The following is a 16,456-nucleotide window of genomic DNA, read 5'->3' as shown; positions in this document are numbered from 1 at the left end:
CCTTTCCGGGGGTGGAGGTTCCGGGAGTGGGGAACAGGCGCGGGAATACCCGCGTCGCGGATCACGTTGCGGTCTGGACCATTGCTGTGTCAATACGGCCTCCCGTACCGGCCTGCCGACAGGTTTCACGGAGTTTTTCCACCGGCTCCGCCCTTGGCTTCGCCGGGCACGGCACGGTTGTCAGTGGGATGCGTAAGAATTGACCCGGGGCCGCAGCGCATCACGATTTCATCGAGGGGCACGTATGTCCGGACTGATCGACACGACGGAGATGTATCTCCGCACCATCCTCGAGCTGGAAGAGGAAGGTGTGGTGCCCATGCGCGCCCGTATCGCCGAACGGCTCGACCAGAGCGGACCCACGGTCAGCCAGACCGTGGCCCGCATGGAGCGGGACGGACTGGTGACGGTCGCCGGCGACCGTCACCTGGAGCTGACCGAGGAGGGCAGGCGGCTGGCGACGCGCGTGATGCGCAAGCACCGGCTCGCGGAGTGTCTGCTCGTCGACGTCATCGGGCTGGAGTGGGAGCAGGTCCACGCGGAGGCCTGTCGCTGGGAGCACGTGATGAGCGAGGCCGTCGAGCGGCGCGTGCTCGAACTGCTGCGCCACCCGACGGAGTCGCCGTACGGCAACCCGATCCCGGGCCTGGAGGAGCTGGGCGAGAAGGCGGAGGCGGACCCGTTCCTCGACGAGGGCATGGTCTCGCTCGCGGACCTCGACCCGGGCACGGACGGCAAGACCGTGGTCGTACGCCGGATCGGCGAGCCGATCCAGACGGACGCCCAGCTGATGTACACGCTGCGACGGGCGGGCGTGCAGCCCGGCTCGGTGGTGAGCGTGACGGAGTCGGCCGGCGGAGTGCTGGTCGGCAGCAGCGGCGAGGCGGCGGAGCTCCAGGCGGACGTGGCGTCGCACGTGTTCGTGGCCAAGCAGTAGGCAGGGCGCGCGGAGAACGGGCCGACCGGGGGCGAGTTGCCGGCGCGGCCGTCACCACGGGCCGACCGGACAGGCAGCCGGTGCGGCTGGTCACACCAGGCGGCACGGGAAGGCCCGGCAGGGCCACCCGGCCGCCAGAGGCATGTGCGGACGCGGGCGCTGGGCGTCGGCCTCCACCGGAGGCCGCTGGTCGCGGAAGGCGGTCGGGCACGCCGCGCCGAGTGGCCGGTGGGTGCCCGGCAGGAGCGGTAGGCACGACCGGTCGCGCCGGACGGGCCACCAGTGGAGCCGTCCGTCCAGGGAAGCGGTAGGCACGGTCGGTCATGGTCTGTCGGCCCGTCGGTGCCGCTGCGACCGGGCGCAACAGGCGGCGCGGGAAGGCCCGGCAGGGCCTACCCGGCGGCCGCGGGCGGCAGGCACGGCTGGTCACGCCAGGCGGCGATCCTGGCGAAAGCCTGGGAAGCGGTGGGTGGCAGCGCGGCAGCCGCCGTCCGTCACCGCACGCCGCGCGGGGCATGCGGCGGCAGCGGGCATGGGCCGGCGCGACCGGCAGGCGCGGGACCGGTCCGGGCGAAGCCGGGCGGGCGCCAGACGCGGCGGTCGCAGTCGGCACGATCTGTCGGTCCGCCCGACTGGTCGGTGCGTTCGCTCACAACAGACGGCCGCCCGTGGCGGTCCCGGCGAAGGCCGGGTAAGCGGTAGAGCCCGCGGACGCAACAGGCGGATCGAGTCACCGGCAGGCGCGGTCGGTCAAGACGTGCCGGTCCGTCAGATGCTGGTGCGGCCGGGCGCAAGGGGCGGCGCCGGACGAGCGGCAGGCACCGTCGGCCAGGATCTGCCGGTCCGTCAGGGCCGGTGCGGCCGTCACAACAGGCAGCGCAAGGCGGCTCGGTAGGGCATCCGCCGGCCGCAGGCGTGGGCCCGGCACCTGTGGCGTGCCCCGACCGTCAGGCGTGGCGGGTCACCACCGCCGCCGGGCAACCGGCAATGGCGGCACGGCCGCAGGCCCGCCGCGGCACATCGCATGCCCGCACCACCGGCACGGCCGCAGGCCCAACCCGCAGGCACCAAGGCGCCGGTGGGCGTCGTCCGCCCTCGCGCGGGGGCGGCCGGGGGCGCGTCCGGCGGCGCGGTGGTGGCCCGTTCACCGCCTCGCGGAGACGTTTTCCGCCCGGAATGGCAGCGCCCGGGCGAATCGCGTGCCACGCTGGGGCAGAGGCTGTGACCCACGGTCGGGGTGGGGATCCCGCCGGCGGAGGCAGGGGGAGGTCGGAGTGATGCGCCCCTCGTACGTCCCGTGTGCACAACGGCGCAGTGCGTGCGCCCTGGAGCGACAGAGGGGCCCCGGCGCCCTTGAGCGCCGGGGCCTGTCCTCCCCTGTTCCGACCCGGAGCCCCGAGCTCCCAGGGTCGGTCCCCTCGGACCGTCTTCCCCGAGCGGCCCGCCTCCCGCTGAAGATCTCCCCTCGGCGGCGGAAGTCAATCCTTGAGCGTGGTCACTCGAACGAGGGGTGTTGCACGCCGGAACCCCGTTTTCGAATAGGAGTTCGATAGGCTGGCGGAAACTTCGACCGATCTGGACGACCGGGGGAGAGAAGGGGGTGCCAGGCACATGGTGCGGCGCATCGATGTGACCGGAGCCGATGGCGTACGCCTGGCTGCCTGGGAGTTCGCGGACCCGCCCAAGGGGAGCGGTGAACCGGAGCCCGCGCCGGGGGTCTTACTGCTGCACGGCCTGATGGGCCGCGCGTCCCACTGGGCGTCCACGGCCCGTTGGCTGTCCGACCGGCACCGTGCGGTCGCGCTCGACCAACGGGGCCACGGGCGCAGTGACAAGCCGCCCGAGGGCCCGTTCACCCGTGAGGCGTACGTCGCCGACGCGGAGGCCGCCGTCGAACAGCTGAACCTCGCCCCCGTGACCCTGATCGGTCACTCGATGGGTGCACTCACCGCCTGGCAGCTCGCCGCCAAGCGTCCCGACCTGGTCCAGGCGCTGATCATCTGTGACATGCGGGCGTCGGCGCTCGGGGCGGCGTCGCAGCGGGAGTGGGACGACTGGTTCCGGGCCTGGCCCGTGCCGTTCGCGACGCTCGCCGACGTCCGCAGATGGTTCGGCGAAGACGATCCGTGGGTGGAGCGTCCGACGCCGTCGCGCGGGGAGTTCTTCGCCGAGGTCATGGCGGAACGGGCGGACGGCTGGCGTCCGGTGTTCTCCCGCCGGCAGATGCTCAAGGCCCGGGAGACCTGGGTCCACGACGCGCACTGGGAGGAACTGGCCCAGGTCCAGTGCCCCACCCTGGTGGTGCGCGGCCTCGACGGCGAACTGGGCCGCGCCGAGTCCCAGGAGATGGTCAGGGTGCTGCCGCGCGGGGAGTACGCGGAGGTGGTCGACGCGGGCCACCTGGTGCACTACGACCAGCCGGAGGGCTGGCGCTCGGCGATCGAGCCGTTCCTGGACGGCGTCCGTACGCCCTGATCCGAAGCCCTGATCCGAAGTCCCGACCCAAAGCCCTGATCTGACGCCTGATCCGTACGCCCTGATCCGTGGGACCCGATCCGTCCAGCGTGATCCGTGGGACCGATCCGTTCACGGCGATCCGTACGGCGCGGTCCTGACGTGGCGCCGGCCGCGGCTCCTGGCCGGGCGCCTGTGCGAACGTCCCACCGCTCGGCGGGATCAGCCTGTGCGTCAGAAGGAGAAGACCGCACCCTCGGCGAGGCTGCCCTCCATCTCGCAGCGGTTGCCGTAGGTCTCCGACCACGACACGTGCTGTCCCTGCCACACGCCGGTCGCCGTGACCACGACCGGGTCCCACTGGCGCGTACACATCGTGTGCGAAGGCGAAGACTTCAGGGCCGAGAACTCACCGTCCACCGCGCGCAGTTCACGGCACGCGGCGACCGGCGCCGGGTGGCTGCCGTCGGCGCGCGGGGTACAAGTGAGGGTGACCGCACGCTCGACGGTCGCGGTCGCCGCCTCCTCGCCCTTGCCGATGCTCAGCACCAGCGCGGAGGGGGCATAGAGGCTGTTGGCACCGGCCGGCTGCGCGGTCGGCGCGGCGGGCGCGGCGTGCGCGGTGGAGAGGGCGGCACCGCTCAGCAGCAGGGCGGCAGTTGTGGCGATCGTGTTGCGGATGTAACGCATCGGTGAATCTCCTGCATTCGGGGGTTGATTGCGTTCGGGAGTCTTGCGTATGCGCACAGTGAACGCACATGCGGCGCTTCTTTCCGGCCGCATACGTGCGAACTGAGGTGACCGAATGACCGTTCGGGCAGCTCGCACCGGGTTCGAGTCCTCGCATAACACCGTCCACCATGTGGATGATCTGTGGTGGTCCAACAGAGAACTACCGTTTGACCTGCGGTTATGTCATGGCGGTACGTTTCTTCGGACAGCAGGCTTTGACTGGAAAGTGTTGCCTTCTAAAGACCGTTGACCTTGCCGAAAGTGTGGTCATAGGCGTGCGTTTCCCTCGAATACATCAGAAAACGGGATCATTCGTAACCTGCGCCGCCGTGCCGCGTTGATCATCCGACGCCCGCAAACGCGAGGCTCGTTCGGCAGCTTCCGCTGTGGAGCCCCGCCAGGCATGGTGTCCCGGTGGTCCGATTCTCTGGGGAGGACGCATGGAACGCAGGCGGTTACTGCAGGCAGGAGCCGGGTTCACCCTGGCATCCGTGGCGGGACAGTCCCTTTTCCCCGCCGAGGCGAGTGCCGAGGCGGCAGACAGAGCAGGCGCATCCGGCACGAGCGATCCCTGCTCGGGCCCCACGATCGCGATGTACGGCGTCGCGTCGCTGACCGCGGCGATCGTCGGCATGACCGTTCTCGGCGACAAGGCGTACGTCGTCGCCCGCGGTCAGAACCCTCCGGTGCTCGGCGAGATCGATCTTCCGTCCAAGACGCTCACCAGGGCCGTGCGGCTCAACCGCGGTGAGGGCGGCTGGGCGACGACGGTCTCGGGCGGGCACATCTACGCGGGGACGTATCCGTTCCCGGACATCTACCGCTTCGACCCCGCGACCGGCCAGGTCGCGCTCATCGGCACGATCGGTCCGTCCGGCGGCTTCGTCTGGTGTCTGACGACCGCGCCCGACGGCACCGTCTACGCGGGGACTTCGCCCCGCGGCGAGGTGTGGGAGTACAAGCCCTCCACCGGCACGCTGCGTAATCTCGGCGTGGCGTTCGCCGGCCAGCAGTACGTCCGTGCGATCGCGGCCGACGACCGTTTCGTATACGCGGGAACGCTGCCGTCCGGTTACGTCGTCGCCTACGACCGCACCACGGGCGCCAAGACCAACATCACCCCCACCCCGTACGGCGGCGCGGCCGCCATCATCGCCCGCGACGGCCGGGTGATCGCGGCGCTCACGAAGTACCTCGTCGACATGGCACCCGACGGCAGTGACGCGAAGGTGATCGCCACACCCGCCGCCGAGCGGCTGCTCGACGCGATGACCATGACGGCGGACGGCACGCTGTACTGCGTCGGCCGCCCGACCGGGACCGTCTACCGGCGCGACGGCGACACGCTCGTCGCCGTCGCCGCCCCCACGCCCGGCGACGAACACCGCGCCGTGGTCCCGCTCGACGCCACGACACTGCTCGGCGCGGCGGGCAGCGGCCGGCTCTGGTGGCTGAACCTGGAGAGCAAGCAGTCGGAGATAGTGGAACTGATCGACGCCGGTCTGTCCGGGCCCGACCCGGTGCAGTCCATGGCGTACGAGTCGCGCGGCGTCGTCCATGTCGGCGGGCACTTCTCCATCACCACCCATCGCACGACCACGCGCGGCACCCGCACCTCCCGGCGCACCAGCGTCGCGGGGGAGCCCAAACAGCTCCAGGTCGTGGGCAGCAGGCTGTACGCGGCGATGTACCCGAGCACCGAGCTGCTGGAGCTCGACCCGGACCGCGGAAGGGTCAGATCGCTCGGCTTCATCGACCACGACCAGCAGCGCCCGACGGACATGGCGCATGTGCGCGACCAGGATCTGCTGCTGGTGGCCTCGGCCCCGGGGGTCGGTCTGCTCAAGGGTGCGCTGACCTCGCTCGACCGGCGGCGGCGCAAGATCACGGTCTACAAGGACGTGATCACCGACCAGAGCGTGATGTCCCTCGCGCTGGACGACCGGCGGGGCCGCAGGATCGCCTATCTCGCGGGCGACACCTGGGGCGGAGGCAGCGTCCCGCCGACCCGGCCGAGCGCCACGATCGCCGCCTTCGACCTGACGCGGCGTGAAGTGCTGTGGGAGGTCACGCCCATCGAGGGCTACGCGAGCCTTCAGCACGTCGCGGTGTCCGACGGTGTGCTCTACGGGGTCTACAAGCGGCTCGCGGGCGCCTGGTTCGCCATGGACCTGGCCACCCGCACCGTGATCCGGACGGGCCGGCTGCCGAGCTACGGCGAACTCAGCGTGCACGACGGCCATGTGTTCGCGTCGATCTTCGGCGGTCTCGTCTACCGGCTCGGACCCGACCTGGCCGAGGCGCAGTTCATGCTCGGCGGGCTCGGCGACGGCTGGTACAACCCGCCGCAGCTGGCCTGGGAGCGGTACTCCCCGCACGCCTGGGGCGTGGCGGGGCGCGACCTCGCGAGGCTGCGGCTCGACCCGCGCTGCCCGGCGCCGGGCCAGGCCCGCAGGCCCCTTCCGGACACCCACGTCCTGGAGGGCCTGCTGGCCAACTGACCGTCCGTGTCCGTGAGGAGACCCGTCAGCCGATCGGCCGGCGGGTCTCCTCACGGACCTTCACCGTCGCCTCGGCGACGGCCTTCAGGTCGATCTCCTCGGGGGACTTGGTGGCGGTCTCCGGGGTGACCAGCGCGACGGACGCACTGGTGTTGTCGTCCGCCCACGCGCACATGGGAAGCGTGGCCTTTCCGCCGCCGCCCGCCTGCTCGGTCACCAGGACCTGGCAGCTCACCGGCACCTCCGACCCCGCCGGAGTGACGTCCTTCGCCGGCACGGCGACGGTGGTGCCGTCGGCGTCCTCGGCGCCCGAGAGCAGCTTGTCGCGGGCCGCGTCCGGGTCGGCGATGCGGCCGTGCAGGCCGGAGATGACCAGCACCCCGGTGCCCGAGGCCGATGTGTACTGCGCCACCGCCGACTTGGCGTCCTTGATGGTCTTCTCGCTCGTGCCCGCCAGCTGATCCTGCGTCGCGGCGGAACGGTCGTCGGCCAGCTTGTACTTCCCGTCGAGCAGCGTCGGCGGCACGGTGAGGCGGTACTCCGCGGCCGGGAAGCTCTCGCCACCGCCGACGACGTTGTTCCCGAACCACGAGAGGCCCAGCACCGCCGCGATGACGGCGAGGGTGATGCCGACGATCAGGCCCGCGTTGTTCTTCTTCTTCGGCGGGGGCGGCGCGCCCCAGCCACCGGGTCCGCCCGGCCCCGGGTACGGCTGCTGGGCGTACGGCGGCTGAGGACGCGGCGGCTGCCCTCCGTAGCCCGGCTGGGGGTGCCCCTGCTGGGGGTGCTGCGGGTACGGAGCCTGCTGCGGGAACTGCGGCTGTCCGTACGGGCTTTGCGCCCCGTAGGGGTTCGGGGTTCCGTAACCCCCCTGCTGTGGCGGCTGATGCGGCGGCGTCGACATGGCGGTCAACCTACGTCACGGGTGCGAAGCCGCCGCCGTCACCCCCGGTCATCCCTTGCTGACAGCGGCCAGGATCTCCGGCAGCCGGTTCGCCGTCTGCGGGGCCGCGACGCGCACGCCTGCCCAGCCGATCAGCAGTCCGTACGCCGCCCCGGCGGGGAGCAGCACCCACAGGCTCGACTCCTCGTTCGCCGCGTGCATCCAGACCGTCAGAGCGATCACAGGTGCACACAGCACGGCCGCCGAGATCATGCCGCCGAAGATCGAGATCCAGGCCAGCCCGGCCTGTCCGGGCGCCACGTTCTTGTACGCGCTGTCCTGCGGGATCGAGTACGGGAAGCGGGCCGACGACACGGCGCCGGTCGCCAGCATGGCGCCCAGCAGCGCGAAGGACAGGCCCATGACCTCGGGCAGCGCCCGCCAGTTGCCGAGCAGAGCGGCGGTGAGGACGGTGACCAGGACCGTGTACGGGAGGGTGACCAGCAGCAACGCCAGGGCCCGGGCGCGGAGTTCGGCGTACGCGTCCTTCGTGGACGAGATCGTCTGCGCCACCATCCAGAACGCGGAGGTGTCCTGGCCGAACTGGTTGTACATCTGGATGCCGAGCATCCCCGCCGCGAAACAGGCGAAGTACAGGGAGCCGGTGCCCTGGAGGGCGTTGAACACCGGCACGATCAGACCGATCGCCAGCGCCGTCACCCAGGCCGCCTTGGTCTTCGGGTCCCGCCACACATAGCGCAGACTGCGCTGCATCACCGTGCTCGTACGGCCCTCGGGCAGCAGCCGGTGCAGACCGGTCGACGACTCCTTGCGCGTCGGCTCCGATGCCGCCGCGAGGGTCGAACCGTCCGGCGCCGTCATCAGCTTGGTCAGACTGCGCTGCCAGGACCACAGCAGGACGAACAGGGCCACCACCGACAGGGCGAGCTGTTCCAGTGCCACCGCGTACGAGCCGTCGCTCGCGGAGCCGATCGCGGCGATGGCCGAGGCGGGCGGGATCCACCCGACGATCCCCGCCGCGGGGTCGAGCGCGGAGAGGCCGCCCGACTCGCCCAGCCGCTGGGCGCCGAAGTTGACGACCTGGATGCCGACCGCGATCACCAGTCCGCTCAGCAACGCCAGGTCGCGTCCCTTGCGCGAGGTCAGCAGCCGGATGTTGCCCGCCGCGACCGTACGGGCCAGGGCCACGCACACCAGCAGTGCGAGCGGGACGGCGACGACGGCGACCAGCACGGCGAAGGCGCCGTGGGCGAGCGCGATCGCCGACCCCACCACCAGACAGACGGTGAACAGCGGACCGATGCCGACCAGCGAGGCCGCCAGCAGTGCGAAGACCAGCGGCTGCGGCCGCAGCGGCAGCATCACCAGCCGCGTCGGGTCGAGCGTCTCGTCGCCGCTCGGGAAGAACAGCGGCATCACGGCCCAGCCGAGCGCCAGGACGGCCGTCAGCAGGACGACCAGCGAGGCCGCGTGGTCGGTGCCGCGCAGCAGGATCAGTCCGAGCAACTGCCCGGCGGCGAGGAGCAGTGTCACCACGAGGGAGGCGACGAAGGCGGCGGTCCGGGTGGAGGACTGGCGCAGGCCGTTGCGCAGCAGCGACAGCTTCAGCCGGACGAAGATCCGCGAGAGGTGGGCGGTGCTCACCGGGCACCGCCGCCGAGCCAGTCCAGCGACTGCGCGGTGTCGCGGCCGTTCGCCCCGACCAGCTCCAGGAACGCGCTCTGGAGGGAGGGTGCGTCACCGCGTACCTGCGCGAGCGGCCCCTGGGCGACGATACGGCCGGCGGCCATGACCGCGACCCAGTCGCACAGCGACTCCACGAGCTCCATCACATGGCTGGAGAAGACGACCGTCGCCCCCGAGGCGGTGTACCGCTCGAGTACCCCGCGGATCGTCTGCGCCGAGACCGGGTCGACGCCCTCGAACGGCTCGTCCAGGAACAGCACTTCGGGGTTGTGCAGCAGAGCGGACGCCAGCCCGATCTTCTTGCGCATACCGGTCGAGTAGTCGACGACCAGCTTGTGCTGCGAGCCGGCGAGATCCAGGACGTCGAGCAGCTGGGCGGCGCGCTTGTCGACCTCCTCGCCCGGCAGTCCCCGCAACCGCCCGCTGTAGGCGAGCAGTTCACGCCCGGAGAGACGCTCGAACAGTCGCAGGCCCTCCGGCAGCACCCCGATCCGCGCCTTGACCTCGACCGGGTCGCGCCAGACGTCGCTGCCGGCGACCTCGATCCGGCCCTGGTCGGGGCGGAGCAGCCCGGTGACCATCGACAGGGTGGTCGTCTTGCCGGCGCCGTTCGGTCCGACCAGGCCGATGAATTTCCCGGCGGGGAGGGTGAGGTCGATGCCGGCGACGGCGATCTGCTCGCCGAACCGCTTCCACAGACCCTCGACCCGGACGGCGGGCGCCGCCCCGTCGGCGCCTGTCGCCACCTGCTCGTCCGGCATGATCCCCGCCTTTCGGTGTTCCCCGTACGTACGAGGTCCACCATATGTACGGCGGGCGGGGGAGCGGCAGCCGCGCAGCGGCCGAGGTGACGCACCCGCCGACACCCCGGCGGCGGACCTAGCCGCGTCGGGCGCGCTCCGCCGCCGCCTCGCGGCCGCAGGCGTACGCCAGCGGGCTCAGCAGTTCGTCCACGTCCGGCAGCCAGCGGTTCGCCGGGGTGGGGCGGCGGACCCACTGCACCGCGCCGTGGCCGCCGATCCTGGTGGGCGGGGCGGCGACGTAGTGGCCCTCGCCGCGGGCGACCAGATCGATGGAGGACGGCGCCCAGCCCAGCGTGCGGACCAGCTCGGGGATCTTGGGGGCCGCGCCCGGCAGGACGAAGAAGAGCATGCGGCGGTCGGGGGTGCAGGTCACCGGACCGAGGGGCAGATCCATCCGCTCCAGCCGGGCGAGGGCCAGGAAGCCAGCCGACTCGGAGACGTCCAGGGCGTCGAAGGTACGGCCCGTCGGCAGCAGGATCGACGCCCTCGGCGTCTTCGACCACAGCCGGCGAGCGGCGACCGCGCTGCCGGTGGCCTGGTTCGCCCAGTCAGGCCGCGCCGGGTGTGCGCCGGGGAACGGGCAGCCGGTGTCGCCGCACGAGCACAGCTCGCGGCCCTCCACCGCCTCCAGCCAGGTGCCGGGAAACACGTCCCAGTGCCGCTCTTCCGCGTACCGCACGGCATGGTCCAGCAGCTGCTCACCGCGCTGCTGCGGGATCTGGGCGGCTTCGGTGACTCCCATGGTCTCTTCCACGTCACTCTCAACTCCCGCCGTCACCACGGGTTACGGGCGTCCCGCGCCGGCCCGCGCAGCATCGATCCTGCATGCGGGGCGCATCGGTGCATGGACGGGGGCGCGCACGCGGCCGGGCCACGAGGAGCGGGTAGCCACTCGCAGGGGCCGTCGGCAGGGGGACGGGCCGTCGGCCGGGGGGAGCGCGCGCCTCGCGTGGCTTCCGGAAAAAAGAGACCAAGTCGCTCAAGTCTGCATTCTCCGTATATCAGCCGGGTAGTGATCACTGCGTGGATCACCGCAGGCCTCAGGGGGTAGTCATGGCAGCCAGGCCTCTCGTCGCACGACAGCCGAACGAACGCTTGCAGGCACTCATCCAGGAAGCCGGGTGCTCGAATGCGGGGCTGGCACGACGCGTCAACATGGTCGGCACGGAGCGCGGGTTGGACCTGCGCTACGACAAGACATCGGTGGCGCGCTGGCTGCGGGGCCAGCAGCCGCGCGGCCGGGCGCCCGGGATCATCGCCGAGGCGCTGGGGCGGAAACTGGGACGGACGGTCACGATCGACGAGATCGGCATGGCCAACGGCAAGAACCTGGCCTCGGGCGTCGGACTCCAGTTCTCGCCGACCGTGCTGGGCGCCATCGAGCAGGTCTGCGAGCTGTGGCGCAGCGACGTCGGTCGGCGCGACTTCCTGTCCGGTTCCGCCGTCGCGGCCTCCGCGCTCGTCGAACCGAGCCGTGACTGGCTGATCACCGGCGCGGACACCCAGGTGGCGCGCACCGCCGGCTCCCGGGTGGGCGTCTCGGACGTCGAGGCGGTACGGGCGATGACGGCCGCCCTCACCGACCTGGACCACCGGTTCGGCAGCGGCCATGTCCGTCCGGTCGTCGTGCACTACCTCAACTCCGTGGTGTCCGGGCTGCTGTCGGGGTCCTACCGCGAATCGGTCGGCCGCGAACTGTTCGCGGCCGTCGCGCGGTTGACCGAGCTCGCCGGGTACATGGCCGTCGACACCGGACAGCCCGGGCTCGCCCAGCGCTACTACATCCAGGCGCTGCGGCTCGCCCAGGCGGCCGGTGACCGCGCCTACGGCGGCTATGTGCTGGCCGCCTCCATGAGTCATCTCGCCGCCCAGCTGGGCAACCCCCGGGAGATCGCCCAGCTCGCCAGGGCCGCGCAGGAAGGCGCCCGGGGACACGTCACCCCGCGGGCCGAGGCGATGTTCCTCGCGGCCGAGGCACGCGGACACGCCCTCCTCGGGGACGCCCACACCTGTCGGACGGTGGCCGGCAGGGCGCAGGCGGCGCTGGAGCGCGCCGAACCGCGGTCCGGCGACGACCCGGCGTGGATCGCCCACTTCGACCACGCCTATCTCGCGGACGAACTGGCGCACTGCTACCGCGATCTGGGCCGGCCCGAGGCGGCCGCGCACCATGCCGCGGACGCGCTGGACGGCCATCCCGAGTCACGGGCGAGGCGACGGGCCATCGGGCTGGTCCTGCTTGCGACGGCGCAGGTCCAGCAGCGTGAGGTCGAACAGGCCTGCCACACGGGCACGCGCGCGGTGGAGCTGCTGGGCGGGCTGCGCTCCAGCAGGGGCGCGGAGTATCTGGACGATCTCCAGCAGCGTCTGGAGCCGTACGCGGACGAGCCGGCGGTCCGTGAATTCGGTGCGCGGCTGGAGCTCCAGGCCGCCTGAGAACCGGGATCAGGCCGTTATCAGCGTCGGGCGGTCGCTTCTTGTTACTGCTTCCACACGTGTGTGCGGGCTGCCTGACGGACCCGGTAGCGTAAACCGACGATTCCGTAGGTCCACACGTAGGAGTCCCGGTGACGCACAGCGGACAGGGTGACGAGCAGCGGCACACCGCTGCCCGGCCCGCGCACGAAGGCGTCGTGCTGCCCGCCGACGGGTCAGAGCCTTTCATACCAGGTGCCTCCGGCGCCCAGGCGGCTCCGGCCGGCGGGCAGCCGTGGGGCGAGCCCTGGGGCCCGTCGCAGGGGCAGCAGCAGGCGCAGAGCGACGCGTACGGACAGCAGGACCACAGACAGGACCACAGACCCGGGTCGGCCTTCGGGCAGCAGGGCGAGGACCCGTACGGAGCGCAGCGGTACGGACAGGAACCGCAGGGTCAGGACGCCTACGGAGCCCAGCAGGACCAGCAGTACGGCCAGGGCCGGCAGTACGGCCAGGACCGGCAGTTCGGGCAGGACCAGTACGGACAGGGCCGGTACGGACAGGATCAGCACGGCGGTCAGCAGCACGTGCAGGGCCCGTACCGGCCCGACCCGTACGCGCAGCCCGCTCCGCAGCCGTACGACCCCCAGCCGTCCCAGGGGACCCAGGGCGGCTGGGGCGAGGCCCCGGAGGCCGCCTACGGCGTCCAGGCGCAGCCGCTGCCCCCGGCGCAGCCCCTGCCGGACGCGGTGCCCCCACAGGCCCTTCCGGCGTCGTCCCCGGGCGTGAGTGCCACGGACGCGACGCAGTTCATCCCGCCCGTGACGGCGGGCGCGCTGCCGCCCGAGACGTCGGCCGAGTCCACCACCTTCCTCGGTACCCGGTCGCTGCCCGGCACGGGAGCGCAGCCCGGGCAGGGCGGCGCGGACGAGGCGGCCACCCAGTTCCTGCCGCCGGTACCGGCGGCGCCCAGCGGGGCGCCGCTGGGGATCCGGCCCGGGACGCCCGGCGAGCGGCAGCCCCCGGCGGAGTTCGACAGCCTGTTCCGGTCGGACGCCCCGGGTGCCCCTATGGCGGACGCCACACAGCACTTGCCCCGTATCGAGAGCGACCCGCAGCAGCCCGCGTACCAGCAGCAGGCCCCGCGGCAGCGCCGGGCGGCGTCCTACGAGCCGCAGGAGCCGGAGTCGCGGCGGCGCAAGTCCTCGCGGGTGCCCGTCGCCGCGGCCGTGGTCGTCGGCTGCGCCGTGCTCGGACTCGGCGTCAGCGCGGTGGTGTTCGGCGGTGACGACAAGAAGGAGGACCCGGGCGCCGGCGAGAACGTGGCCGCGTCCTCGTCCGTCCCCGACGACGACTCCCCGAAGGCCGCGGACGATCCGGCGAAGCCGCAGGCCGAGGCGCTCGACAAGCTCCTCGCCGACAGCAACAACAGCCGGGCGGCGGTGATCCGTTCGGTGGAGAACATCAAGCAGTGCAAGGACCTCGACCAGGCGTCCACCGATCTGCGCGGGGCGGCGGACCAGCGCCGCAGCCTGGTGACCCGGCTGGAGGGGCTGAGCGTCGACAAGCTGCCCCGTCACTCCGAGCTGACGGCCGCGCTCAACGAGGCCTGGAAGTCGTCGGCCTCGGCGGACGACCACTATGCGGTCTGGGCGACGCAGGTGAAGAGCAAGAAGGGCTGCAAGGACGGGCAGGCCCGCAACACGGGACAGTCGGCCCAGGGCAACCGGGCCAGCGGTGAGGCCACCAAGGCCAAGCGGGAGGCGTCCGGTCTCTGGAACTCCATCGCGACCAAGTACGAGCTCACCGAGCGCCGCAGCGACCAGCTGTAGGCGAACGGCGGCCGCGGACGGACGGTCCGGCGGGCGGCGGCGAAGGCCGGCGTCGGCCGGATCCGGCCGCTCGGGAGGAGCCGGCCTGTCCGGGCGGTCCGGATGATCAGGACACGGGAGCCGTCGGCCGGTCACGGGCGGGCAAGCCGTCAGCCGGATCCGGACAGGGAAGTCGGCCGGATCCGAACAGTTCGGGCATTTCGGTCAGCTCGGACGGCTGAGCCGCGTCAGTCCGATCCGGTCACCGACGCCGTCAGCGTCTTCGAGACGTCCACGAAGTTGTCCCGCTGTGCCACCAGCCGTCCGTCGCGCACGACCTGGAAGGTCACGCCCCGGTTCACGAGCCGCGGGAAGCCGGAGACGCCCAGCATGTCCTCGTACTCCCAGCGCAGCGGCGGAGTGAGCCCGTCCGTGGACACCTGCACTCCGGTGTCGAGGGCGCGGGAGATCTTCCCCGGCGAGATCTCGTCCGAGTCGAGCGACTGGACGACCCTCTTCAGCACGGTGTAGGCGATCCACGTGGTCTGCACGCCGGCGTCGGCGGGGTCGATCCGGTTGTCGCCGAAGGCGTGGGTGCTGATCACCTTCTTCATCTCCTCCCAGCGCGCGTCGGCGGCGTCCGGGTACCAGCCCGTGAGGAAGGCGCCCTCCAGTGGGCCGTTGCGTCCGCCGGTGCGGTCGATGAGCGACTGGCTGACGCTGCTCAGCACCGAGGAGACCCTGATCTTGCGGTCGTCCTCGGGCAGTCGGCGGAACGAGTCGATGAAGGTCTCGGTGCGGTCGCCGAGTGCCGCCGTGACGCAGCCGGGGCGGTCGTCGTCGTCCGTCGCGGCTCCGGCACCCGCCTTCGTGCGGGCCTGTTCGGCCTGCGGGGTGTAGTCGGTCGCGTCCTCCGCCGCCAGGATGTCGGTCGAGGCGCGGCGGCTGGCCCCGGCGAGGCCGGCGTTCAGGAGCTCGGGCAGTTCGTCGCCGGCCAGCGAGTTGGGCCGTACCAGGGCGACCCGGCGGCACACGTCCGCGAGCTGAAGACCCTGGCCGGCCAGCAGAGCGGCCTGACCGCCGTTGACGGGGTAGGAGAGGTAGCTGGTGAACTCCTCCTCCGATATCCCGAAGCCGCCGATGAAGGGGATGCGGGCGGCCTCCAGCGGGGCCATGAAGGCGTCGCCGTGCTGGCTGTAGGAGCCGACGACGGCGTCCACGCCCTCCTTGGCCGCGCGCCGGGCGCAGGTGGCCGCGCCGGTGGGAGTGTTCTGCTCGTTGCAGGAGATGATGCGCAGCTCGTGGCCGTCGATGCCGCCCTGGGAGTTGACCCAGCGGGCGTACGCCTTCGCCATGGCGGGCATGCCGGGCATGTTGGTGGCCTTGGTGTCCTGCGGCGCGAAGGTCATCACCGTGACGGGCTCCCTGGAGCCCCCCGTGCTTCCAGGGAGCACGCCGCACCCGGTGACCAGCAACGTTCCGGCCATCACTGCCACCGCAGGTATGCGTACGGCGCGAACCCGTGAGGTCCATGAGGGGCGGGGGGAGGAGGAACGTCGCCAACCGGTCATGCCGCGTCACATTTCCGTCTCCCGGGTAACGGAGCAGTGTGCACTGCTCAACGGCGGGTGACCGGGAGGTGAATTGCAGGGGCCTGTCGGCGGAGCGGAGAAAGGAACGTACGATCGAAGGCGTGCAGCAAGGTCCTGTCCCCTCTTCCCGTCGCGGGCGTCGCTCCTCCACCATGGGCGACATGCCCCCTACTGACATGCCCTGGTGGCGTTGGCGCAGCAATGTGCGCTCGGCGCTGCACATGCTCTCCGACCCCGTCTTCCATCAGGAGACCTGGCTGGCCGGCCGGGAGGGGTACGGCGATGTCACCGACGCCGTCTACCGGCTGGTCGAGGACACCTGGCTGGACAACTGGTCCGCCGAGAAATACGTCGGCACCATCTTCCGCGACTCCAACGAGGCGGCCCTCGTCGACGTCGCCGTCCTGCGGGTGCTGCGCATCATGCACCAGGTGGGTGCGGACGCCGCCGTCGCCGCCTACATGCAGCACCACGGCTGGCCCGAGGCGGTCCGTGCCGCCCGTGACGCGCACGTACGGCTGGCAGCCAACGACGGCGAGGACCCGGACGCACCGCCGCGCTCGCTGGACGTGCTGCGCATCATGACCCGCTCGGCCTGAGTCGTCCCGCTCGCTGCCGCCG

The 16,456-nt window shown here is 71.8% G+C and carries 12 protein-coding genes; 6 read left to right on the top strand and 6 right to left on the bottom strand.

What is annotated here, in order from left to right:
- Positions 1-244: 244 nt before the first annotated feature.
- Positions 245-937, top strand: a complete 693-nt coding sequence (locus tag OHA05_RS15985; RefSeq protein ID WP_327683043.1) for a metal-dependent transcriptional regulator — start codon at positions 245-247, stop codon at positions 935-937.
- Positions 938-2,548: 1,611 nt separating this feature from the next.
- A complete protein-coding gene (locus tag OHA05_RS15980; RefSeq protein ID WP_313945693.1) occupies positions 2,549-3,412 on the top strand; it encodes an alpha/beta fold hydrolase in 864 nt (287 codons plus the stop codon).
- Between the two features lie 213 nt (positions 3,413-3,625).
- Here OHA05_RS15980 and OHA05_RS15975 read toward each other — a convergent pair whose 3' ends face one another.
- The gene (locus OHA05_RS15975; protein WP_313945694.1) at positions 3,626-4,081 is read right to left on the bottom strand and encodes a subtilase-type protease inhibitor; all 456 of its coding nucleotides are present in this window, start codon (positions 4,079-4,081) and stop codon (positions 3,626-3,628) included.
- 533 nt (positions 4,082-4,614) lie between these two features.
- Here OHA05_RS15975 and OHA05_RS15970 point away from each other — a divergent pair.
- Positions 4,615-6,624: a hypothetical protein gene (locus tag OHA05_RS15970; protein ID WP_328860982.1), complete on the top strand. Its 2,010-nt coding sequence runs from the start codon at positions 4,615-4,617 to the stop codon at positions 6,622-6,624.
- Between the two features lie 25 nt (positions 6,625-6,649).
- Here OHA05_RS15970 and OHA05_RS15965 read toward each other — a convergent pair whose 3' ends face one another.
- The 4 genes from OHA05_RS15965 to OHA05_RS15950 form a co-directional block, all read right to left on the bottom strand.
- Positions 6,650-7,528 (bottom strand): hypothetical protein, encoded by an 879-nt coding sequence (locus OHA05_RS15965; RefSeq protein ID WP_328860981.1) that lies wholly within the window; start codon positions 7,526-7,528, stop codon positions 6,650-6,652.
- Between the two features lie 48 nt (positions 7,529-7,576).
- A complete protein-coding gene (locus OHA05_RS15960) occupies positions 7,577-9,172 on the bottom strand; it encodes a transporter (protein WP_328860980.1) in 1,596 nt (531 codons plus the stop codon).
- Complete coding sequence (locus tag OHA05_RS15955; protein ID WP_313945698.1) at positions 9,169-9,975, bottom strand: ABC transporter ATP-binding protein; 807 nt, start codon at positions 9,973-9,975, stop codon at positions 9,169-9,171. Before OHA05_RS15955 ends, OHA05_RS15960 begins: the two co-directional genes overlap by 4 nt.
- Before the next feature lie 118 nt (positions 9,976-10,093).
- Positions 10,094-10,759: a bifunctional DNA primase/polymerase gene (locus OHA05_RS15950; protein ID WP_328860979.1), complete on the bottom strand. Its 666-nt coding sequence runs from the start codon at positions 10,757-10,759 to the stop codon at positions 10,094-10,096.
- A 311-nt stretch (positions 10,760-11,070) separates the two neighbouring features.
- Here OHA05_RS15950 and OHA05_RS15945 point away from each other — a divergent pair, with 311 nt between their 5' ends.
- A complete protein-coding gene (locus OHA05_RS15945) occupies positions 11,071-12,453 on the top strand; it encodes a transcriptional regulator (protein ID WP_328860978.1) in 1,383 nt (460 codons plus the stop codon).
- A 131-nt stretch (positions 12,454-12,584) separates the two neighbouring features.
- Positions 12,585-14,264 carry a hypothetical protein gene (locus OHA05_RS15940; protein WP_328860977.1) on the top strand — a complete coding sequence of 560 codons (1,680 nt, stop codon included), beginning with the start codon at positions 12,585-12,587 and terminating at the stop codon, positions 14,262-14,264.
- Positions 14,265-14,491: 227 nt separating this feature from the next.
- On the opposite strand, the gene OHA05_RS15935 is transcribed toward OHA05_RS15940, so the two are convergent.
- Positions 14,492-15,814 (bottom strand): ABC transporter substrate-binding protein, encoded by a 1,323-nt coding sequence (locus tag OHA05_RS15935; RefSeq protein WP_328860976.1) that lies wholly within the window; start codon positions 15,812-15,814, stop codon positions 14,492-14,494.
- Between the two features lie 173 nt (positions 15,815-15,987).
- Between OHA05_RS15935 and OHA05_RS15930 the strand changes: the two genes are divergently transcribed.
- A complete protein-coding gene (locus OHA05_RS15930; protein WP_313948963.1) occupies positions 15,988-16,434 on the top strand; it encodes an SCO4402 family protein in 447 nt (148 codons plus the stop codon).
- Positions 16,435-16,456: the final 22 nt, after the last annotated feature.

It is taken from the genome of Streptomyces sp. NBC_00306 (assembly GCF_036169555.1).
Classification (GTDB): Bacteria; Actinomycetota; Actinomycetes; order Streptomycetales; family Streptomycetaceae; genus Streptomyces; species Streptomyces achmelvichensis.
This window is presented reverse-complemented; position numbering and strand designations above follow the sequence as displayed.

Coding starts and splice junctions, on each gene's coding strand:
- OHA05_RS15985 (WP_327683043.1), top strand. CDS start 245: ATGTCCGGACTGATCGACACGACGGAGATGTATCTCCGCACCATCCTC.
- OHA05_RS15980 (WP_313945693.1), top strand. CDS start 2,549: ATGGTGCGGCGCATCGATGTGACCGGAGCCGATGGCGTACGCCTGGCT.
- OHA05_RS15975 (WP_313945694.1), bottom strand. CDS start 4,081: ATGCGTTACATCCGCAACACGATCGCCACAACTGCCGCCCTGCTGCTG.
- OHA05_RS15965 (WP_328860981.1), bottom strand. CDS start 7,528: ATGTCGACGCCGCCGCATCAGCCGCCACAGCAGGGGGGTTACGGAACC.
- OHA05_RS15955 (WP_313945698.1), bottom strand. CDS start 9,975: ATGCCGGACGAGCAGGTGGCGACAGGCGCCGACGGGGCGGCGCCCGCC.
- OHA05_RS15950 (WP_328860979.1), bottom strand. CDS start 10,759: ATGGGAGTCACCGAAGCCGCCCAGATCCCGCAGCAGCGCGGTGAGCAG.
- OHA05_RS15945 (WP_328860978.1), top strand. CDS start 11,071: ATGGCAGCCAGGCCTCTCGTCGCACGACAGCCGAACGAACGCTTGCAG.
- OHA05_RS15935 (WP_328860976.1), bottom strand. CDS start 15,814: ATGACCGGTTGGCGACGTTCCTCCTCCCCCCGCCCCTCATGGACCTCA.
- OHA05_RS15930 (WP_313948963.1), top strand. CDS start 15,988: ATGGGCGACATGCCCCCTACTGACATGCCCTGGTGGCGTTGGCGCAGC.